The 20,579-nt window shown below is 68.5% G+C and carries 20 protein-coding genes and 2 riboswitches; of the genes, 14 read left to right on the plus strand and 6 right to left on the minus strand.

Annotation, left to right across the window (positions count from 1 at the left end; genetic code table 11):
* Positions 1–22: 22 nt before the first annotated feature.
* The 6 genes from ACZY0Y_RS12650 to mnhG are packed head-to-tail and all read left to right on the plus strand — an operon-like array spanning position 23 to position 6,475.
* On the plus strand, positions 23–3,052 hold the full coding sequence (locus ACZY0Y_RS12650) for a Na+/H+ antiporter subunit A (RefSeq protein WP_463883062.1): 3,030 nt from the start codon (positions 23–25) through the stop codon (positions 3,050–3,052).
* Positions 3,049–3,627 carry a Na(+)/H(+) antiporter subunit C gene (locus ACZY0Y_RS12655; protein WP_463958308.1) on the plus strand — a complete coding sequence of 193 codons (579 nt, stop codon included), beginning with the start codon at positions 3,049–3,051 and terminating at the stop codon, positions 3,625–3,627. Before ACZY0Y_RS12650 ends, ACZY0Y_RS12655 begins: the two co-directional genes overlap by 4 nt.
* The gene (locus tag ACZY0Y_RS12660; protein WP_463958310.1) at positions 3,624–5,237 is read left to right on the plus strand and encodes a Na+/H+ antiporter subunit D; all 1,614 of its coding nucleotides are present in this window, start codon (positions 3,624–3,626) and stop codon (positions 5,235–5,237) included. Before ACZY0Y_RS12655 ends, ACZY0Y_RS12660 begins: the two co-directional genes overlap by 4 nt.
* Complete coding sequence (locus tag ACZY0Y_RS12665) at positions 5,234–5,779, plus strand: Na+/H+ antiporter subunit E (RefSeq protein WP_463958312.1); 546 nt, start codon at positions 5,234–5,236, stop codon at positions 5,777–5,779. The genes ACZY0Y_RS12660 and ACZY0Y_RS12665 overlap by 4 nt, the downstream gene beginning before the upstream one ends.
* Entirely contained in the window at positions 5,776–6,054 is a 279-nt protein-coding gene (locus ACZY0Y_RS12670; protein WP_024366298.1) for an MrpF/PhaF family protein, read from the plus strand. The genes ACZY0Y_RS12665 and ACZY0Y_RS12670 overlap by 4 nt, the downstream gene beginning before the upstream one ends.
* Positions 6,044–6,475, plus strand: a complete 432-nt coding sequence (mnhG, locus tag ACZY0Y_RS12675) for a monovalent cation/H(+) antiporter subunit G (protein ID WP_463883068.1) — start codon at positions 6,044–6,046, stop codon at positions 6,473–6,475. Before ACZY0Y_RS12670 ends, mnhG begins: the two co-directional genes overlap by 11 nt.
* Before the next feature lie 45 nt (positions 6,476–6,520).
* Here the strand turns inward: mnhG and ACZY0Y_RS12680 are convergent, their stop codons facing one another.
* Complete coding sequence (locus ACZY0Y_RS12680; RefSeq protein ID WP_463883070.1) at positions 6,521–6,784, minus strand: DUF4235 domain-containing protein; 264 nt, start codon at positions 6,782–6,784, stop codon at positions 6,521–6,523.
* Positions 6,785–6,914: 130 nt separating this feature from the next.
* Here ACZY0Y_RS12680 and ACZY0Y_RS12685 point away from each other — a divergent pair, with 130 nt between their 5' ends.
* Entirely contained in the window at positions 6,915–7,664 is a 750-nt protein-coding gene (locus tag ACZY0Y_RS12685) for a DUF4386 family protein (protein ID WP_463958314.1), read from the plus strand.
* On the opposite strand, the gene ACZY0Y_RS12690 is transcribed toward ACZY0Y_RS12685, so the two are convergent.
* Positions 7,661–8,221 (minus strand): heme-degrading domain-containing protein, encoded by a 561-nt coding sequence (locus tag ACZY0Y_RS12690; protein WP_463883074.1) that lies wholly within the window; start codon positions 8,219–8,221, stop codon positions 7,661–7,663. The genes ACZY0Y_RS12685 and ACZY0Y_RS12690 overlap by 4 nt on opposite strands.
* Positions 8,222–8,414: 193 nt before the next feature.
* Positions 8,415–8,558, plus strand: a riboswitch (TPP riboswitch).
* Positions 8,559–8,623: 65 nt separating this feature from the next.
* Between ACZY0Y_RS12690 and ACZY0Y_RS12695 the strand changes: the two genes are divergently transcribed.
* From ACZY0Y_RS12695 to ACZY0Y_RS12715, 5 genes are all read left to right on the plus strand, one after another.
* Entirely contained in the window at positions 8,624–9,298 is a 675-nt protein-coding gene (locus ACZY0Y_RS12695; protein WP_463883075.1) for an ECF transporter S component, read from the plus strand.
* 16 nt (positions 9,299–9,314) lie between these two features.
* Positions 9,315–10,940: an ABC transporter ATP-binding protein gene (locus tag ACZY0Y_RS12700; protein WP_463883077.1), complete on the plus strand. Its 1,626-nt coding sequence runs from the start codon at positions 9,315–9,317 to the stop codon at positions 10,938–10,940.
* Positions 10,937–11,740 (plus strand): energy-coupling factor transporter transmembrane component T family protein, encoded by an 804-nt coding sequence (locus ACZY0Y_RS12705; protein ID WP_463883079.1) that lies wholly within the window; start codon positions 10,937–10,939, stop codon positions 11,738–11,740. Before ACZY0Y_RS12700 ends, ACZY0Y_RS12705 begins: the two co-directional genes overlap by 4 nt.
* A 97-nt stretch (positions 11,741–11,837) precedes the next feature.
* A complete protein-coding gene (locus tag ACZY0Y_RS12710; RefSeq protein ID WP_463883080.1) occupies positions 11,838–13,361 on the plus strand; it encodes a UDP-N-acetylglucosamine 1-carboxyvinyltransferase in 1,524 nt (507 codons plus the stop codon).
* A 68-nt stretch (positions 13,362–13,429) separates the two neighbouring features.
* Positions 13,430–14,620, plus strand: coding sequence for a glutamate--cysteine ligase (locus ACZY0Y_RS12715; protein WP_463958316.1), 1,191 nt, complete (start codon positions 13,430–13,432; stop codon positions 14,618–14,620).
* Between the two features lie 20 nt (positions 14,621–14,640).
* On the opposite strand, the gene ACZY0Y_RS12720 is transcribed toward ACZY0Y_RS12715, so the two are convergent.
* From ACZY0Y_RS12720 to ACZY0Y_RS12730, 3 genes are read right to left on the minus strand one after another with little or no spacing between them, the layout of a single operon-like run.
* Positions 14,641–15,849: an O-succinylhomoserine sulfhydrylase gene (locus ACZY0Y_RS12720; RefSeq protein ID WP_463883083.1), complete on the minus strand. Its 1,209-nt coding sequence runs from the start codon at positions 15,847–15,849 to the stop codon at positions 14,641–14,643.
* Positions 15,850–16,281, minus strand: coding sequence for a rhodanese-like domain-containing protein (locus ACZY0Y_RS12725; protein ID WP_463958318.1), 432 nt, complete (start codon positions 16,279–16,281; stop codon positions 15,850–15,852).
* A complete protein-coding gene (locus ACZY0Y_RS12730; protein ID WP_463883087.1) occupies positions 16,278–16,586 on the minus strand; it encodes a DUF1737 domain-containing protein in 309 nt (102 codons plus the stop codon). The genes ACZY0Y_RS12725 and ACZY0Y_RS12730 overlap by 4 nt, the downstream gene beginning before the upstream one ends.
* A gap of 15 nt (positions 16,587–16,601) precedes the next feature.
* Positions 16,602–16,716: riboswitch (SAM riboswitch) on the minus strand.
* 302 nt (positions 16,717–17,018) lie between these two features.
* Here ACZY0Y_RS12730 and ACZY0Y_RS12735 point away from each other — a divergent pair.
* Positions 17,019–17,963, plus strand: coding sequence for an ATP-grasp domain-containing protein (locus tag ACZY0Y_RS12735; RefSeq protein ID WP_463883089.1), 945 nt, complete (start codon positions 17,019–17,021; stop codon positions 17,961–17,963).
* A 30-nt stretch (positions 17,964–17,993) separates the two neighbouring features.
* On the opposite strand, the gene ACZY0Y_RS12740 is transcribed toward ACZY0Y_RS12735, so the two are convergent.
* Entirely contained in the window at positions 17,994–18,956 is a 963-nt protein-coding gene (locus ACZY0Y_RS12740) for an aminodeoxychorismate lyase (RefSeq protein WP_463883091.1), read from the minus strand.
* Positions 18,957–19,049: 93 nt separating this feature from the next.
* Here ACZY0Y_RS12740 and cls point away from each other — a divergent pair, with 93 nt between their 5' ends.
* Positions 19,050–20,525 carry a cardiolipin synthase gene (cls, locus tag ACZY0Y_RS12745; RefSeq protein WP_463958319.1) on the plus strand — a complete coding sequence of 492 codons (1,476 nt, stop codon included), beginning with the start codon at positions 19,050–19,052 and terminating at the stop codon, positions 20,523–20,525.
* Positions 20,526–20,579: the final 54 nt, after the last annotated feature.

Genomic DNA, 20,579 nt, shown 5'->3' on the forward strand with positions numbered 1-20,579 from the left:
TCCTGACGTTGCGGAGATACCAGTGATCACAGTCCTTGCCGTGCACTTTGCGGTGGCTGCTGTGGCGCCATTTCTCTTCCGGACGTTCGGCCGGAATTCGTTTTACGCCCTCGCGGCGGTGCCCGCGGCCTCGTTCGTCTGGCTGATCCTGCAGCACGGCGCCGTCTATGCCGACGCCGGAACACCCCGTGGCAGTTCTGCGGGCACCGGCGTCGCCGAAGTCCTGCCCTGGATCCCCGAGCTGAAGATCGAGCTCGCCTTCCGGCTGGACGCCCTGGCCTGGGTCATGTCCCTGCTCGTCCTCGGCGTGGGTGCGCTGGTCCTTGTCTACTGCGCCCGGTACTTCAAGGACAAGGATGAGAACCTCGGCGGATTCGGCGCCCAGCTGCTGGCCTTCGCCGGGGTGATGTTCGGCCTGGTGACGGCAGATGACCTGCTCCTGATGTTCATCTTCTGGGAACTGACCACGGTCTTGTCCTACCTGCTGATCGGCTACGCCCGGACCAGGCTCTCCGCGCGGCGCTCCGCCCTGCAGGCCCTCATCGTCACCACCGCCGGCGGCCTTGCCATGCTGGTGGGCCTGATCATCCTCGGTTTCAGTGCCGGGACCTACCGGATCTCGGCCATCCTCGAGCTGGCGCCAACCCTTGTCGCGGGGCCCGCCGCGGGAGCCGTGGCCGCCGCCGTCGTCCTCATTTTGATTGGCGCGATCACCAAATCGGCCCTTGTCCCCTTCCACTTCTGGCTCCCCGGCGCCATGGCGGCTCCCACGCCGGTGAGCGCCTACCTGCACGCCGCGGCCATGGTGAAGGCCGGCATTTACCTTGTGGCGCGGCTGGCGCCAGGATTCGCGGACACCCCGTACTGGCTGCCCGTGGTGCTCGGCCTCGGCCTGGCCACCATGCTGGTCGGCGGCTACCGGGCGCTGCGGCAGACCGATATCAAGCTCATCCTGGCCTACGGCACGGTCAGCCAGCTCGGCTTCCTGACCATGGTCGTGGGGCTCGGCAAGCCCGATGCGGCGCTTGCCGGCCTCGGGCTGCTCCTCGCCCACGGACTTTTTAAAGCCACCCTCTTCCTGGTGGTCGGCATCATTGACCACCAGGCCGGAACCCGCGACATCCGCAAGCTCTCCGGCGTCTGCCGCTCCTCCCGGGCGCTCGCCGTCGTGGCCGCCATCGGCGCCGCCTCGATGGCCGGCATCCCGCCGCTGGCCGGCTTCGTCGCGAAGGAATCGATCTTCGAGGCCTTCGTCCACTACGGCAACGGCGCCGGCCCGTGGGGGCTGTTGATCCTCGTCGGCCTGGTCCTGGGCTCCATCCTGACCTTCGCCTACAGCGCCCGGTTCATGTGGGGCGCCTTCGCCGTTAAGCCCGGCGTTGAGACCACCCCGTTCAAACCGATCAAGCCGGCGTTCCTGGCCGCCCCCGCCATCCTGAGCCTGCTGACGATCGTCTACGGGCTGTGGCCGGCACCGGTGGACAGCTGGATCCAGCCGTACGCGGCGCTGTTCGTGCCCGATGGCGAAGACCCGGCCGCCGCCGCCGGCCACCTGGCGCTGTGGCACGGTGTGACCCCGGCCCTGGGGCTGACCGCCATCACCTTCGCCCTCGGCCTGGCCATGTTCTACGGCCGCAACGCCGTCTCCCGGCTCCAGGGCCTGGTCCCCGCCTGGATCGACGGAGACCGCACCTACCAGTTGGCCATCGGTGCGCTCGACGACGCCGCAGTCTGGATCACCGGCCGGACCCAGCGAGGTTCGCTGTATTTCTACCTGTCCGTCATCCTGACCGTGGCGTTCGTCCTTCCGCTCACGGCGCTGGTGCTGGCCAACAAGCCGCTGCCGGAGAACCTTTACATCATTGACCCCAACTCCCCGCTGCAGATCGTGGCGGGCGCCGGCATTGTGATCGGGGCGCTGGCCGCGGTGCGCGCCAACAAGCGGTTCCTGGCCGTGCTGATGGTGTCCGTCACCGGCTACGGCATCGCCCTGATGTTCGCGCTGCAGGGCGCCCCGGACCTCGCACTGACGCAGATGCTGGTGGAAACCATCATCCTGGTGGCCTTTGTCCTGGCCATGCGCAGCCTCCCGGCGGAACTGCGCGACCGGACGGGCGGAAAATACCGGGTGGTCCGCGTGATCATAGGCGCCGCCTTCGGGATCACCATGGTGTTCGTCGCCATCTACGCCCTCGGCGCCCGGGTGGCTGCGCCCGTCTCCCTGGAGTTCCCGAAGCTGGCGTATGAGGGCGGCGGCGGACTCAACATCGTCAACGTGACACTGGTGGACATCCGGGCCTGGGACACCTTCGGGGAAATCTCGGTGCTCGCGCTGGCCGCCACCGGCGTTGCCAGCCTGATCTTCGTACGGAGCCGCGGCGAGGGGATGCGCGCCTCCTCCACCGTGGCCGAGGGTTCCGTCGGACGCCGCAGCCCCGGCGGCGGCGGAAACACCCGTGACGACGCCACGCTGGCCATGAGCCGCCGGTTCGCCGCCTCCAGCCGCGACGCATGGATCGTGGCCGGCCGGACCCTGGCCCCGGAACGCCGTTCGATCATCTTCGAGGTCGTCACCCGGCTGATCTTCCACTCCATCATCGTCTTCTCCATCTACCTGCTGCTCGCCGGCCACAACTTCCCCGGCGGCGGCTTCGCCGGTGGCCTCACCGCCGGTCTGGCGCTCACCGTCCGCTACCTCGCCGGCGGGCGCTTCGAACTGCGCGAAGCCTCCCCCGTCAGCGCCGGAACCTTGCTGGGCATTGGCCTTGCCACCGCGGCGGCCTCCGGCCTGATACCGCTGTTGCTGGGCGGCCAGGTGTTCCAGAGCGCCATCATCGAGTTCTGGCTGCCGGTCTTTGGCGACGTCAAGTTCGTCACCTCCACGATCTTCGACATCGGCGTGTACACGGTCGTCGTCGGCCTGGCGCTGGACGTGCTGCGCAGCCTGGGCGCCGAGATCGACGAACACTTCGAGGCGCAGTCGGAGGAACCGGCCGGCGACCAGGAACCCGGCGGAGTTCCGGCGGAAACCACAGCCAAGGGGAAAGCATGAGCGTCAACCTGACCCTGCTGACGGTCATGGGAGCCCTGTACGCCTGCGGCATCTACCTGCTCCTGGAACGCAGCCTGACCCGGGTCCTTCTGGGCCTGATGCTGCTCACGAACGCCACCAACCTGCTTATTCTTACCACCGGCGGCTACGCCGGCCTGGCGCCCATGTTCAGCAAGGACACGGCGGCCGGGGACTACAACGATCCGCTGCCGCAGGCCCTGATCCTCACCTCGATCGTGATCTCCTTCGCCGTCACGGCCTTTATGCTCGGCATCATCTACCGGACCTGGGTGCTGGCCCGCGAGGATGAAATCCAGGACGACGCCGAGGACCGCCGCGTGGCGAGGACCCCCAGCTTCGACGTCGAGGACGACTCCGTGATCCCCGTGGAGACCTCCGAGTTCCCGTTGACCATGCTCGGCTCGGACGGCCAATCCGTCTCCGACGTTCCCGCGGGGGCCGAAGCCACGGTCCAGGTCGCAGACCGCACGCTGGACGCCGAGGCGGCTGCCTCCGAGGAGCAGCCCGGGTCCCTGAACGTCACACCACCGAACAAGGAAGGAGGCGGACAGTGAACATTGCCAGTTTCGCCCCGCTCGCCGTCCTCCTCCCGGTCCTTGGCGCTGCCCTGACCTTCCTGCTGATCCGGCAGCCGCGGGCGCAGCGGACCGTGAGCATCGGGCTCCTGTCCGTGACGCTGCTGCTGGAGTGCTGGCTGCTGGCCTCCGTCTGGGAGGGCGGAACGGCCGCGGTCAACATCGGCGGCTGGCTGCCGCCGTGGGGCATCGTGATGGTGGTGGACCAGTTCTCCTCGCTAATGCTGGTGGTGTCCTCCTCCGTGAGCCTCGCCGTGCTGATCTACGCCACCGGGCAGGGCATGGCCGACGGCGACCGGGACGCTCCGGTCTCGATCTTCCACCCCACCTACCTGATCCTGGTGGCCGGGGTGTCCAACGCTTTCCTCTCCGGGGACCTGTTCAACCTCTACGTGGGGTTCGAGATCCTCCTGACCGCCAGCTACGTGCTGATGACCCTCGGCGGGACGGGTCCGCGGATCCGGGCCGGCGTGACCTACCTCGTGGTCTCGGTGGTGTCCTCGGTGCTCTTCCTGATCGCGATCGCGATGATCTACGGCGCCACCGGCACCATCAACATGGCCGACCTCGCCATCAAGCTCGCGGACCTGGACCAGGGCACGCAGAACCTGCTGCACGTGATGCTCCTGGTGGCGTTCGGGATCAAGGCGGCCATTTTCCCGCTGTCCTTCTGGCTCCCGGACTCGTACCCGACGGCGCCTGCCCCGGTCACGGCGGTGTTCGCCGGCCTGCTCACCAAGGTGGGCGTTTACGCGATCGTCCGTACGGAAACACTGCTGTTTCCGGGCGACACCTTTAATGCCCCTCTGATGGTCGCCGCCCTGCTGACCATGATCGTGGGGATCCTGGGTGCCCTGGCCCAGAGCGACATCAAACGACTCCTGTCCTTCACCCTGGTCAGCCACATCGGCTACATGGTGTTCGGGCTCGCGATGTCCTCGGTGGCAGGGCTGGGCGCCGCCGTCTTCTACGTGGCGCACCACATCACCATCCAGACCAGCCTGTTCCTGGTGACCGGGCTGATTGAACGCCGCGGCGGGAGTTCCTCGGTGGACCGCCTCGCCGGGCTCGCGAAACTGTCGCCGCTGTTGGCGGTGCTGTTCTTCGTCCCCGCCATGAACCTGGCCGGCATCCCGCCGTTCTCGGGTTTCCTCGGGAAGCTGGGGCTGCTGCAGGCCGGCGTGCAACTGGGAACACCGCTGGCCTACGCCCTGGTGGCCGGCGGGGTGCTGACCAGCCTGCTGACGCTGCTGGCCATCGCCAGGGTCTGGAACCGCGCGTTCTGGCGCAAGCCCGAGGACGCCGAACACCCTGATCCTGTACTGCTGGCCGCCCCCGAGGATTCAGCCACGGGGGACCGGGCCGGGAAGACCAACGTCACGCTGCTGCCGCGGACCATGGTGGGTTCCACCCTGGGCCTGGTGATCTTCGGCGTCGGGCTGACTGTCTTCGCGGGGCCGCTGTTCAAGGTGGCCGACCAGTCCGCCTTTGACATGCTGGACCGGACCTCCTACATCCACGCGGTCCTCGGCGGGGATGCGCCGGTTCCTGCGATCTCCCAGCCGGAGCCGCAGGAGGCCCGAAAATGAGCCGGAAACGGATCTCGCTGCGGCAGGAACTGCCGCTCCTCGTCTGGCTCGTGGTTGTCTGGGGCGCCCTCTGGCGGGACTTCAGCCCCGGGAACCTGCTCTTCGGCGCCCTGATCGCCGTCTTCGTGGCCCGGGTGTTCTACCTGCCGCCGGTGGAACTCGGCGGGCGCTTCAACGTGCCCCGGGCGGTTCCATTCGCCCTGATGTTCCTGGCCAAAGTGGTGGCAGCGAGCTTCCAGGTGCTGTACCTCGCCGCGGCCAAGGGCCCCAAGGTGGTCAGCGCCGTCATCGCCGTCCCGCTCCGGAGCCACTCGGACCTGCTGGTCACCGCGACCGGTCACATCACCGCGCTGATCCCCGGCTCGCTGGTGGTGGAGGTGGACCGCTCCACGTCCACCCTCTACATCCACGGCATCAACGTCCGCAACGCGGACGACGCCGCGCAGCTGCGCAAGAACGTCCGCGACACTGAGGCCGGGCTGATCAGGATCATGGGCACCAAAGCCGAACTGTCCGCACTCAACCAGGAGGTGGGCGCATGATGCAGCTCGTCCTGACCGTGACTGCGGTGGTGCTGTCGCTGGCCGCCGGAGGAGCGATCATCCGGATCGCACGGGGCCCGTCGCTGCTGGACCGGGTGCTCGCCGCGGACGTGCTGCTGGCCATCCTGGGTGCCGCGTTGTGCATCGACATGGCCGTGAACCGGCACCTCAACAACCTCATGCTGCTGGTGGCGGTCTCCCTCATCGGGTTCGTCGGCTCCGTCACCGTGGCCCGCTTCGTTGCCGACCGGCGGGAGAAACCCCGTGAATCCTGAGACCCTAAATCCTGAGACCCTGTCCGGCGACACCGTGATTGACGCCGTCTCGGCGGTGTTCATGGTGGTCGGCGCCCTGATGTCCCTCGCTGCGGCGGTGGGCCTGCTCCGCTTTCCCGACCTCATGACCCGGATGCACGCGGCCACCAAGCCCCAGGTGCTGGGGCTGTTCCTGCTGCTGTTCGCGCTGGGCCTCCAGATGCGCACCTGGTGGGTGTGGCCGGTGCTGGTGGTGGCTTGGATCTTCCAGCTGCTCACCGTGCCGGTGTCCGCGCATATGGTGGGCCGCGCCGGTTACCGGACGAAGCACCTGCACCCGGAGCTGCTCAGCACGGATGAACTGGAGGCCGTGGTCCAGCAGGCGGCCGGCAAGCGCGGTTTCACCGACGACGACGGCGACGAGGTCACCGACGGGCGGTGAGGGCTGGACGATGCGCCCTAAACCAGGCGCCCTAAACCAGGCGCTCTAAACCAGATCCTGGGTCTTGGCGAAGCGGGTCACCGCGCGCTGGGTGCCGCGGTTGGCGAGGACCTGGATGATGGCGCTGACGGACGCGGAGATCAGGGCGAAGGTCAGGGCCGAGCGCAGCGTGGTGGGCACGTCGTCGTCGTGGCCCTTGGGCGGCTTGCTGCCCGTGGACTTCTCCCAGACGGTGTCAACGACCTTGGTGCCGACATAGCCGGCGAGCAGGCTGATGCCGGTGCCGAGCAGTTTGATGAAGATGTTCATTCTTCGCAACTCCTTGCGGGAGGAAACAGGGCTTCCCCTAGCCTAGCGTTCCTTGCCGGAGGGTCCAGCCAGGGGCGCGGCCGGGACCAACGCCCCTGTCCGGCGGGGTGGGCCGGACGTAACTTCGGGCATGGAAAAGCCCCAAACCCGTTCGCCCGGCCGCGCCGCGCCGACCACCCCAGCGGCTGACGGCCAGACCTGGCGGCGGCTGTATTTCTGGGCCGGCATTGCCTCGGTGCTCTTTGTGGTGCTCCTGGTCCTGGACTTCGCCGCCCCGCCACCGGTCCACGGAGGCGCCGCGACACTGGAGTTCATCGCGCGGAACAAGGGGATCTACACTGCCGAACAGCTGCTGTGGATGGTGCCGAACATGCTGCCGGTGCTCGTGTTCGTGGCGCTCTTCGTGGCCCTGGCCCCGCTCGACAAAAGCCTGGCCCTGCTGGCTACCGTGATCGGCGCCCTGTCCTGGGCGCTGATCCTCGCCGTCCCGGTCACCAGCCGGGGCTCCCTCGTGCTCGTGTACCTCAGCGACCGTTACGCCGGCGCGGACGACGGCGCCGCCCGGCTCCGCTACTCGACCGCCGCCGAGGCGATCGTCGCCGAGAACAACTCCCCCGCCGTCGTCGGTGTCCTGTCAGCGCTCGGCATCCTGCTGATCTCCGTCGTCATGCTGAAGGGGGTGCTGCCGCGGACCCTCGCGTGGCTGGGGATCGCCACCGGCGGCCTGGGTGTTGTGGCGGAGGCGCTCCGGCATGCCGTCCCGGAGTTCTACTGGGGCTACGGCGTGCTGATGTGGGTCTGGTTCGTGGCCGTCGGGATTGCGCTGATCCGGTTCGCCGGGCGGACACCCCGCAGCGCAGCCGGGGCGATGCCGGGCTAGCGTCCCGGCGGTCCAGCCAGAGACGCAGTGCGGCCGAGGATTTCCGACAGGGCCTCGACCACCAGTTCGTGGTCGGCTTTCTGCGGCAGCCCGGACACCGTGACCGTGCCGATCATCCCGGTGCCGCGCAGGTAGATGGGGAACGCGCCGCCGTGGGCGGCAAACTCCATCTGGTCGAACCAGGCGTTGTCCTCGATCCTCCGCCCGGCCGCCCGGGCCCGAAGACCCACCAGCAGCGACGGGACTTCGTACCGCACGGCCGTGCGCTGCTTGGCCCTGATCCAGCGTTCGTTGTCCGGGGTGGCGCCCTCCAGCGCCGCATGGAAGAGCACCTGCTCACCCTTGGTGATGTCGATGGCGATCGGGTGCGAGCGCTGCCGGCCGAGTTCCACCAGAAGGAGCCCAAGGTCCAGGGCGTCGTCCTTAGTGAAGGACCGGAACTGCAGTTCCTCGATTTCTGCCAGGATGCGGCCGATCAGCGCACCCAGGGACCCGTGCGGCTGCGGTTCCGCGGAATCCGGGTCGTAGCCGGGGGAAGGCACTGGTGGGTTCGTCAAGTCATTCAGCTTCCGTTAGTTGGCTGCCGGCAGCCAGCCGGCCGTGGCGGCGTCCGGTGTTCCCATGCTGTGCCGACTCTACCAAGCAGGCCGTTCCGGGACACCGCTTCGGACGGTGCCGGATTATGACGGCCGGCCCCGGAAAAACAATGCTCCACGGGTGTAAACTGAGCCACGCCCACAAGGGCAATATTAGATACGACAGGGGAGCGCCGCCGTCGGGCATCACCGGAGGAATCCGGGGAAACCACAGGTGGGCGCTGAGAGTGCGGACAGCCGCAGACCCTCGAACCTGATCCGGTTAGTACCGGCGCAAGGGAGTCGAGTTCTCAGAGTGCACGGAGCGGCAGCGGAAGCTGCGGACCCGGGGCACTCTCCCCTCCTGTTCCTCAGGAGGACGATATGACTGATACATCTGCCAAGCACGAATCCGGCCAGCACGAATCGGTTAGCCCCGGTTCCGCCACGACACCCGCCCGGCGCAGCCACAACTGGCGTGTTGTGGACATTGTGGTGGCCGCGTTGATCGCCGTGGCCGGCGGCGTCATCTTCTGGGCCTGGTCCCAGGGCGCCAACCTCATTTCCGCGCCCGTCAACGCGTTCTATCCGCCGCTCACCGGGCTCTACGCCGGCGGCTGGATGATCCCGGCCGTTCTGGGCATGCTCATTATCCGCAAGCCGGGCGCCGCACTGTTCTGCGAGACCGTGGCGGCCGCCGGCGAGCTGATCATGGGCTCGCAGTACGGCACCACGGTGCTCATCTCCGGCATCCTGCAGGGCCTTGGCGCCGAACTGGTCTTCGCCGCGTTCATGTACAAGAAGTTCAACCTGCCGGTGTCGCTGCTGGCCGGTGCCGGCGCGGGCCTGTTCTGCGGGCTGAATGATTCGTTCCTGCCCTGGGGCTGGAACATCGCGTACGCCGCCGGCGACAAGCTCGCCTACATCATTTTCACCGCCATCTCCGGTGCCGTGATCGCCGGCGGCCTGTCCTGGCTCGCCACCCGGGGCCTGGCCAGGACCGGCGTGCTGAGTTCCTTCGCTTCCCGCAAGGCGGCCACGGAGCCCGTCTTCTCCTGACGTCCGCACACTGCCCATGACATCTTTCGACCGGGTCCGCCCGGCTACGATCACCGCTCGCGGCTGGGGCTGGCGGCACGCCGGCCGGTCCCGGCCCGCCGTCAGCGGCCTGGACCTGGACATCCAGCCGGGGGAGCGCGTGCTGCTGCTGGGGCCTTCGGGCGCCGGCAAATCCACGCTGCTCCACGCCCTGGCCGGGGTGCTCGGCGACAGCTCCTCCGGTGACGGTGCTGGTAGTTTTGCCGCTGGCCGTGCTCCGGCGGACGCCGAGGACGCCGACGAGTCCGGCAGCCTGCTGATCGACGGCGCCCCGCCCCGGGCCCGGCGCGGCCGGGCCGGACTGATGCAGCAGGACCCGGAAACGCAGGTGGTGCTCTCACGCCTCGGCGACGACGTCGCCTTCGGTGCGGAAAACCTCTCCGTGCCGCCGGCCGACATCTGGACCCGGGTGGCGGAAGCGCTCGACGACGTCGGGCTGGGCCGGCTGCCGCTGGACCATCCGACGTCGGCGTTGTCCGGCGGCCAGAAGCAGCGCCTGGCGCTCGCCGGCATCCTCGCGATGCGCCCCGGGCTGATTCTCCTCGACGAACCCACCGCCAACCTGGACCCGGCCGGCGTCCTGGAAGTCCGCGACGCCGTCGGCCGCTGCGTGGACAAGACCGGCGCCACCCTGGTGGTGGTGGAGCACCGGGTCGCGGTCTGGAAAGACCTCGTGGACCGGATCGTGGTGCTGCAGCCCGGCTCGGCCACGGACTCCGCCGTACTGATCGACGGGCCGCCGGACCAGGTGCTGGCGCAGGCACGGGACATGCTCACCGCAGCTGGTGTCTGGGTGCCCGGTTACGTGCCGCAGACGCGGGCACGCCGCGCTGCCGGTGCCAATACCGCGCGGCTGCTGCTGGCCGCGGAGGATCTGGCCGTCTCGCGCGAACGGCCGCGGCGGTCCGGTCTCCGCGGCGGCTTCCGCCCCATCCCGCCGGCGCCGGTGCAGTCCGGCATTGTGGCCAAGGTCCGTGCCGGGGAAGCGCTGACCATCACCGGCCCCAACGGTTCGGGGAAGTCGACTTTCGCCCTGACACTCGCCGGCCTGCTCGCGCCGGTCTCCGGCACGGTCTCCGCCACCCTGGAGCTCAGCGCCGGCGCGGGCATTGATCCGTACAAATGGAAGGCCCAGCAGCTGATTGCCAGGATTGGCACAGTGTTCCAGGAACCCGAGCACCAGTTCGTCACCGGACGGGTGCTCGATGAGCTGATGTTCGGACCCAGGCACCTGGGCCGCGGCGGGGACCGCGTGGACGAACTGCTGGAGCGGCTCCGGCTGACGGAACTCGTGGACGCCAACCCCTACACCCTTTCCGGCGGTGAAAAGCGGCGGCTGTCCGTGGCCACCGTGCTCGCCGCCCATCCCCACGTGCTCATCCTGGACGAACCCACTTTCGGCCAGGACGCCAATACCTGGGCCGAACTGGCCTCCTTCCTCTCCGAACTCCTCGACGACGGCACCGCCGTCGTGTCGGTGACGCACGACGCCGAATTCAGCGAAGTCCTCGGCGGCACCGAACTCAGCCTGCGCGCCCCCGAACACCGGGCCGCTGACCCCGAACCCGAACACCGGAAGCCGGGAAAGGTGAACGCACCATGAGGCAGGAACTGACGTTGCGCGGCCACCAGGCCCTGCTGACCCGGGCCAATCCGCTGGCGAAGTTCGCCGCCGTCATGCTCATTACGATGGTGCTGGCGCTGTCCATCGACTGGGTGTCCGCCTCGGTGGCGCTGGCCTTGGTGCTGGCGCTCCTTCCGCTGGCCGGGCTGACTCCCGGCCTGCTCTGGCAGCGGGGCTGGCCGCTGATCCTGGCCGCGGCGCTGGGAGGCTGGAGCACCACCATCCTGGCACCGGACAGCGGGAACATCCTGCTCGACGCCAGGATCTGGTCCATCAGCGAAGGCTCCCTGGAACTCGGGCTCGGCTTTATGATCCGCGGCCTGGCCATCGCCCTGCCGGCGGTGCTGCTGATGAGCTGCACCGATCCCACGGACCTGGCGGACGCCCTGGCGCAAAAAGCGAAACTGCCGCACCGCTTCGTCCTCGGGACGCTGGCAGCGATGCGGCTTGTGGGGCTGATGGCCGAAGAGTGGCAGACCATCGGCATGGCACGCCGCGCCCGGGGCGTGGGTTCCCACGGGAATCCACTGCAGCGGCTCCGCGCCACCCTGGGGCAGAGCTTCGGGCTGCTGGTCCAGGCCGTCCGGCGGGCCTCCCGGCTCGCGGTCACCATGGAGGCCCGCGGCTTTGGCGGCGCACAACGGACCTGGGCCCGGACGTCGGTGTTCAGCGGACTGGACGCCTGGGTGTTCCTCGGCGGACTGCTGATCGCCGGGGCCGCCGTCGCCGCGGCACTGGCGGCCGGGACCTGGAACATGGTCTTCCTCGCACGCCAGTAGTGCCCGGGTATCGCACAGGCCGGGTATCTGTGTGAGATTAACGGCATTCCGGCGGAAATGCCCGGGGTTAATAAATCATGCGTGATATTTTCTTGGGATGACTCAAGAGACTGCTGAACACGTTGGCGCCCTGCTCCGCGAAGCCCGCGGCCAGAAGGGCTGGACCCAGGCCCAGCTCGCCGCCGAGCTGGGCACCAGCCAGAGCGCCATCGCCCGCATGGAACAGGGCAAGCAGAACCTCAGCCTGAAAATGATCCAGCGGCTGGAGGCCATCTTCGGCCGGAGCATCGTCAAAGTGGGACGCCCTGCCATGACGCATCTGCGCGTTGAAGGCGGCCGTACCCTGTCCGGTTCCGTGGACGTCAACAGCAGCAAGAACGCCGGCGTCGCCCTGCTGTGCGCCAGCCTGATCAACCGCGGCACCACCATCCTGCGCCGGCTGGCACGGATCGAGGAGGTCAACCGGATCGTCGAGGTGCTGACGAGCATCGGCGTCGAATGCACCTGGCTGAACGCCAACGACCTGCAGATCCGCCGCCCCGCCGTGCTGGACCTCGGCTCCATGGACGTCGAGGCCGCCCGCCGGACCCGCAGCGTCATCATGCTGCTGGGACCGCTCCTGGACGAATCCAGCGAATACCGGCTGCCCTATGCCGGCGGCTGCGACCTCGGCACCCGCACCGTGCAGCCGCACATGCAGGCACTGCGCCAGTTCGGCCTCAGCGTCGATGCCAAGTCCGGCTTTTACGCCGTGCAGGCGCCGCCGTCGGACGGGAACGACCGTTCCTTCGTGCTCAGCGAACGCGGCGACACCGTGACCGAAAACGCGATCATGGCCGCCGCCCACCGCAGCGGCACCACCATCATCCGCAACGCCAGCCCCAACTACATGGTGCAGGATCTGTGCTTCTACCTGCAGATGCTCGGCGTCGGGATCGAGGGCGTGGGGACCACCACGCTGAAGATCACCGGACGCCCCTCGGTCGACGCGGACATCGAGTACTTCCCCTCCGAGGACCCGATCGAAGCGATGAGCCTGATCACCGCCGGCATCGTCACGAACTCGGAAGTCACCATCCGGCGCGTCCCGATCGAATTCATGGAAATCGAGCTCGCGACGCTGGAACAGATGGGCCAGCAGCTCGAAGTGTCCGGCGAGTACCTGGCCCGCAATGGGCGCACGCGGCTGGTGGACGTCACCACCAGGCCCTCCGAGCTGCGCGCTCCTGAGGACAAGATCCACCCCATGCCGTTCCCCGGGCTGAACATCGACAACCTGCCCTTCTTCGCGGTCATCGCCGCGAATGCCCAGGGCCAGACGATGATCCACGACTGGGTGTATGACAACCGGGCGATCTACCTGACCGAACTGAACAAGCTCGGCGCCCAGGTGCAGCTGCTGGACCCGCACCGCATCTACGTCAACGGACCCACCAAATGGCGTGCGGCCGAGGTTGGCTGCCCGCCTGCCCTCCGGCCCGCGGCCTGCCTGCTGCTGGCGATGCTCGCCGCCCGCGGAGTCTCGGAACTGCGCAATATCTACGTGATCGAGCGCGGCTACGAGGACCTGGCCGAGCGGCTCAACACCATCGGCGCCAAGATCGAGTACTTCCAGGACTGAATGCGCTGAATCCCCTGGCCCCGCGTTAAGGTGGGGCGTTTCGGCGGATCCTGCCGCACAATAGAATCATGCGGACCTTCGGCGTGGAGGAAGAACTGCTCATAGTGGACCCCGAAACCGGGATGCTGCTTGCCCTCGCCGACGCCATGCTGCCCCGTCTCGTCCCGCCGATCCCGGACGCACGGGGCGCCCTGCCCGACCCGGCGCAGCCGCCGGCCCACGAGGACCCCGACTTCAGCTACGAGCTCAAGCTCGAACAAATCGAAACCCATACGCGGCCGTGCCTGGAGTACCCGGAGCTGCTCCGGCAGCTCAGGCATGGCCGGGCCCGCGCGGACCAGGCCGCCCGGGAGCACGGCGGCCGGGTCGCGGCCCTCGCCACGTCGCCGCACGGCTCCGCCACCCACCTGACGCCGAAGCAGCGCTACATGGCCATGCAGCAGCGCTTCGGGCTCACGGTCCGGAACCAGCTGACCTGCGGCCTCCACGTCCACACCTTTGTGGAGTCCCCGGAGGAGGGCGTGGCGGTGATGGACCGGATCCGGGACAAGCTCGCCGTGCTGATCGCCCTCAGCGCGAACTCCCCTTATTGGAACGGTGCGGAGACAGGGTTCGAAAGCTACCGCACGCAGGCGTGGAACCGCTGGCCGGGGTCCGGGCCCACGATGATCTTCGGCAGCCTGCCGGTCTACCGCCGGGTTGTGGTCCGGCTGGTGGAAACCGGCGTCCTGATGGACGAGGGCATGGTCTACTTCGACTCGCGGCTGTGCCGGCATCATCCCACCGTGGAGGTCCGGGTCGCCGATGTCTGCCTGCGCGCTGAGGACGCGGCGCTGATCGCTGTCCTGGTGCGGGCGCTTGTCGAGTCGGCGTCCCGGGAATGGAACGACGGCGTCGATCCCGCCCCGGTGCCGACGCTGCTGCTGCGGATGGCCGCGTGGCAGGCGAGCAACTGCGGACTGCGCGGGCAGCTGCTGGACTTCGGAACCTTCACCCCTGCCCCGGCCGCGGACGTGGTCCAGGCCCTGGTGGACTTCGTGGCGCCGGTGCTGGAGGAGCAGGGCGAGCTTGGCCTGGTGCGCCAGGGCATCGGCCGGATCCTGGCCGAGGGCACCGGTTCCCTGCTGCAGCGGGAGCCGTTCCACGCAGGCGGGCTGGCCGCCGTCGTCGAACGGGCCGTCGAGGTGACCATGCAGGGAGCGGACGGCGGGGAACCGGCCGCTGAGGGATCGACCCTTGGCCGGGTCCGCCGGGGCTAAGCCGAGCGAACGGAACGGCGCTAGACCTGTTTGAGCGCCTGGCCAAGGTCGCGGACGAGGTCCTCGACGTCCTCGAGGCCCACGGAGAGGCGCACCACGCCGTCGCTGAGCCCGATCGCCGCCCGGCCCTCCGGCCCCATGGCGCGGTGCGTTGTGGTGGCGGGATGGGTGATGAGGGACTTCGAATCGCCCAGGTTATTGGAGATGTCGATGATCCGGAGCCCGTCCAGGAGCGCAAACGCGGCCTCCTTCGCCGAACGCCCGGCGGACGGCGAGAGCTCGAAGGTCAGCACGGTGCCGCCGGCCTTCATCTGCCGGGCGGCCAGCTCGTACTGCGGATGGGACGGCAGCAGCGGGTACTTGACCCAGCCGACCGCGGGCTGCTCCTGGAGCCATTCGGCCAGCCGCAGCGCGGAGGAGGAGGAGTGGTTCACCCGCAGGGCCATCGTCTCCAGCCCCTTGGTCAGCACCCACGCGTTGAAGGCCGAGAGCGCCGGGCCGGTGTGGCGCATGAGCTGCTTGACCGGTCCCTCGATGAACTCCTTGGCGCCCAGGATCGCGCCGCCGAGCACCCTGCCCTGGCCGTCGATGTGCTTGGTCCCCGAATACACGACCACATCCGCGCCAAGCTCACCGCAGCGCTGCAGCAGGGGAGTGGCAAAGACGTTGTCGACGACGACGGTCGCGCCGGCGGCGTGCGCCAGTTCGCTCACGGCGGCGATGTCCACGATTTCCTGCATCGGGTTCGACGGCGATTCGAAGAAGACCGCCGTCGTCGGCTCCGAGAGCGCAGACCGCCACTGCTCCAGGTCCGGGCCGTCCACGAAAACCGTCTCGACACCCCAGCGGGGGAGGATCTCGTTGAGGATTACGAAGCACGAGCCGAACAGCGACCGGGCCGCGACGATGCGGTCGCCGGCGGCCAGCAGGGCGCCGAGCGCGGTGAAGACCGCGGACATGCCCGAAGCGGTGGCAAAGCAGGCCTCGGTGCCTTCGAGCAGCCGGAGCCGCTCCTGGAAGGTGGCCACCGAGGGGTTGCCGTAGCGGGAGTAAACGAAGCGTTCGTCCTCGCCGGTGAAGGCGCGCTCCGCGGCGGCGGCGGATTCGTAGACGAAGCCGGAGTTCAGGAAGATCGGCTCGGTCGTTTCCTGGAAGCCGGTGCGGTCGAGGCCGCCGCGGACAGCCTGGGTGTCGGCGCTCCAGCCGGCGGCGTCAGGGTTGAAGGTCACTTAGTGCTTTCCAAGGTTGGTGGGCAGGCCGCGGTTCTTCCAGCCGTTCACGGTGCGTTCGCCGTGGCGGTCCGGTTCGCCTTCGAAGCCCTCGAGGACGTTGTAGGAGGTGAAGCCGGCCTCCGTTGCCGCGAGTGCCGCGGCGACGGACCGGGCGCCCGAACGGCACAGGAAGACCAGTTCGGTTCCTCGGCCTTCCGGGGCCTGTTGTTTCAGCTGCAGGTTTAGCTGTTCGATGAACTGCGAATTGGGGATCCCGCCGGCCAGATTCCACTGGATGAAGAGCGGATCGTTCCGTCGTTCGCCCGCGGCCGCGGGGTCGGGGATGCCGATGTGGGCCCATTCGCCCTCGGTGCGGACGTCCACGAGGATGGCGCCGTCCTCGAGCTTGGCCCAGGCCTCCTGCGGGCTGAGGTCTCCGGCGTAGCTCACGCGTGGCCCTCGCCGTCGAACTCGAGATCGTCCACGGCGTTGGCGACTGCGGCATCGGCGCTGGCGATAGCTGCCGGCAGCACCACGGCCTGGGCCACGATGACGCTGCCGCCGTTGAAGGTGGCGGCGGGGCTGCCGTGCAGCACGTAGCCCTCGGCGAGGGCGGCCGAGACGCGCTCGCAGAATGCACGGTCGTCGGGGCCGGTGAACAGGCGGTACGCCAGTTTCTCCTCGGCGGTACCGGGGACTGCGGGGGATGGGGCTGGTGCTGTAGTGGGGACAGCGGGGGCGGACGCGTCAGGCACGACGGATCTCCTTCTCTTTCACGCTTGCAGCTCGAATGGTCGATATGCCGAGTATTCACCTGAGGCACCCCGCCGCGAAAGGGAGGGTTGCCGACCGGCCAGTCAGGGCTTGGCACCGGTTCTCATTACTCACCCAAAAACGTAGCACCTGCGACGCCGGCCCGCGTCGCCGCCATCGTCATGTTTTGTAACGGCGGACCGGGTACCGGCCGCCAGACCTGAGTACCCCGTGCCCGGGCGGCCCTCTCCGGCCTCCGCAATTACGAGTACCCGCTACTCGGGCCTTCCGAGAGACCCCTCGCCTTTACTAAAGGGGCACGTCCAAGAGTGCCCAGAAGGTCTCATGCATCACGAACTCGCCGGGGGGCAATTCCACATGATGTCGATCCACGTTCCGCGCCCGTCCATCATTGGTCGATCCCTGGGGCGGGCATGAAGCCCCGGGTCCTGCTCACCGGCGCCGGCGGTTCCGCGGGCCGGGCCCTCGCAGCCCAGCTCAAATCGCGCGGCATCCCCGTCCTGGGCACTGATATCCGTGAGCTTCCGCCCAAGGCCGGCATCACCGTGGTGCCGGTACCGCCGGCAAGCGACCCGGAGATGGTCTCGGCGCTCCGCCGCCTCGTCACCCGGGAGGGAATCAACGTGGTCATCCCAACCGTGAGCTCGGAACTTCCGCTTCTTGCGGCGTACCGGGCCGCATTCGGCGCCGACGTACGCGTCATCATCGGCGATCCCGGGCCGGTGTCCGTCGCCCATGACAAGCTCTTCACCGCCTGGCAGCTGCAGTCCTCAGGGATACCCGTTCCCCGCTTCGGCGTTCCCAGTGACTTCGCCGACGCGGACGCCGCGATGGCGGCGCTGGGAGGCCCCGTCGTCGTCCGGCCCCGACTCTCCTGCGGGGCGCACGCCGCCGTGGTCATCGACGGAAGCGGGGACGTGGACTGGCACCGGCTGCCGGACGGCCAGATGGTCCAGGAGTTCATCCCCGGTCCGGGGTACCGACCCATGGTCTTCGGTACCCCGGCGCACAACGGAAGCGCGCCGTTCGTCGTCGTCGTGGAAAAGATCGAACTGGACCGCGGCGCGGTTGGCAAGGCAGTGGCGACCCGGCGTGTGGAGGTGGACAAAGACATGGACGTGGGCAACGTGGCCATGGCGGCCGTGCGCTCGCTGGGTCTGACAGGGCCGGTCGACGTCGATGTCCGCCGCCGCGCGGACGGGACCCCGGTCGTCCTCGACATGAACGCCCGTTTCGGCGCGAACAGCTGGCGTGCCCCGGAACTGCTCGACGCGGTGCTGGCGTCCTTCGCGCTGCCGTCCTTCAACCCGGCGTCCTTCAGGGGTGCCGCCCGCGCGTACGCCGGTGCCCTGGTCTGACCCCGCGTTGCCTGTCTGTTGCGGCGGAGCCTACTCGATGGTGGCGTAGAGCGCGTTAAGCTCCGCGGTGAGCTGCCGGCGCAGCTCCGGCGTGCCGATTTCCTTGCCGTCGATGTGGTTGACGGGCGCCAGCAGCCGGATGCTGGAGATCAGCCACACGGCGTCGGCGTCGTACAGGTCGCGGGGCTCCAGCGGGCCGTAGCCCAGCTCCCAGCCGGCCGCCTTCGCCGCCGTGAAAAGGGCCCCCTGTGAGGTGCCCGGCAGGATCCCGCTGTCGAGCTGGGGCGTGATGAGCCGCCGGACGGTGCGGACCCCGCCGGCCCCGTCGTCGGCGGTTTCCAGGTGCGCGAGCAGGACGGTCGACGTCGGACCTTCCAGGACCCGGCCGTCCGCCGAGGTGAAGATGACGTCGTCCGCGCCCTGGGCGTGCGCGTAGCGGAGCGCGGCCATGTTGACGGCGTAGGAGAGTGTCTTGGCGCCCATGAGCAGCCACGGCGCCCGCTCCCCGACTTCGCTGTCGTAGCCGCGGTCCAGCAGGATGACGTCGACCCCGGTCTCGCGCTGGCGCCTCCCGGCGGGTCCGGGGGCGGAGGCCTGGACCCAGCAGGTGGGCCCGGCTGCACCTTCGACGCCGCGGGTCACCAGGAGCTTGACCACGAGCTCGTCGTCATCTGTGGTCCCGGCGCCGGGCACATGGTGGCGCCGGTATTCGCTGATTGCCGTCGCGATGGCCCGGCGCCAGGCGTCCTCGGCCGGGATGTCCAGGTCCAGGAGCCGGGCTGAACCGGCCAGCCGGTTCAGGTGCGCCTGGAGCTTGCGGGGCTGCCCGCCAACGGCCAGCAGCGATTCGAAAACACCGTCGCCGCGGGTGGCGCCCTGGTCCGTCGCCATCAGCTGCGGCTTGGTGGCATCGGCCAGCCGGCCGTCGTCGAACGCGGGATCGAGGAAGACCAGCACCGGGGCAGGGGCGGGGGCGGCGGCAGGAGAAGTCATGGCTTCAGCTTAGTGCTGCGGGGAACGGGATAGGATTTGACGATTGCCCGTTCCGGAACTGTTCCGCGGGTCTGGAGCTTGAGGGGTTCGCCTGTGCTGTGGCCATTTTCGCTGGCGGAAACGCTGCCGTCCTGGGTGATCCTGATTCTGACTGTGGTGGACCTGGCCATCCGGGTGCTGGCCCTCGGCATCATCCCCGGAAACCGCCGCCCCACGACGGCCATGGCCTGGCTCCTGATCATCTTCTTCGTCCCGGCCGTGGGCCTGGTCCTCTTCCTGCTCTTCGGCAACTTCAGGCTCTCCCGCAAACGCCGGGCGCAGCAGGACGCCGTGAACACCCGGGTACGCGCGGGCACCTCGGAACTGGCGATGCTGGAAAGCACCTACGAAGGCCCGGACTGGGTGCTGTCCGCGGCGGAACTGAACAAGACCCTGGGCTCGCTGCCGATGGTGGACGGCAACCACGTGGAACTCCTGCCCGGCTACCCGGACTCGATCAAGGCGATGGCTGCCGCCGTCCGCGAGGCAGAGTCCTTCGTCAATGCCGAGTTCTACATCCTGAGCTCGGATCACATCACGGATGACCTGCTGACCGCGATGGAGGAAGCCGCCGAACGCGGCGTCGAGGTCCGCCTCCTGTTCGACCACCTGGGGACCCTGCGCATCAAGGGCTACCGCAAGCTGATCGCCCGGCTCAGGGCCAGCAAGATCCGCTGGCGGCCCATGCTGCCGCTGAATCCGCTGCAGGGACAGTGGCGCCGGCCGGACCTGCGCAACCACCGCAAGATCATGGTGATCGACGGCGAAGTCGCGTTCACCGGTTCGCAGAACCTGATCGAGCCCTCCTACAACAACCCGCGGCACCGCAAGATCGGCCGTGAGTGGGTCGAGCTGATGGCCTGCCTGCGCGGGCCGATCGTCACCACCCTCAACGTGGTCTTTGCCACCGACTGGCTCGGCGAGACAGACGAGTCCCTCGAGGACCAGCTCGCGCACCGGCCCGAACTGCACGCCGGCAACATCACGGCCCAGGTGGTGCCCAGCGGCCCCGGCTTCATCACCGAAAACAACCTGAGGCTCTTCAACACGCTGATCTACTCCGCGCAGCGCAAGCTCTCGATCTGCAGCCCGTACTTCGTCCCGGATGATTCGCTCCTGTACGCGGTGACGACGGCGGCGCAGCGCGGCGTCGACGTCGAACTGTTCGTTTCGGAAAAGGGCGACCAGTTCCTGGTCCACCACGCCCAGCAGTCCTACTACGAGGCGCTGCTCGAGGCCGGGGTGCGGATCTACCTGTACAAGGCCCCGTTCGTGCTGCACGCCAAGCACTTCACGATCGATAACGAGGTTGCCGTGCTGGGCTCCAGCAACATGGACATGCGCTCCTTCTCGCTGAACCTCGAGGTCTCAGTGATGCTCCTGGGCGAGGACATCGTGCGGCGGATCAGCGCCGTGGAGGACGCCTACCGGGACATTTCGCGTGAACTGACGCTCGAGGACTGGATGAAGCGGCCCATTGGTGTCAAATACGTGGACAACGTCGCGCGGCTGACGTCCACCCTGCAGTAGGCCGCCCTGCGGCACGACTGCGGCACGCCGGCATGGGGCGGCGTCCGGCCCGGG

Source organism: Pseudarthrobacter kochi (assembly GCF_055412805.1).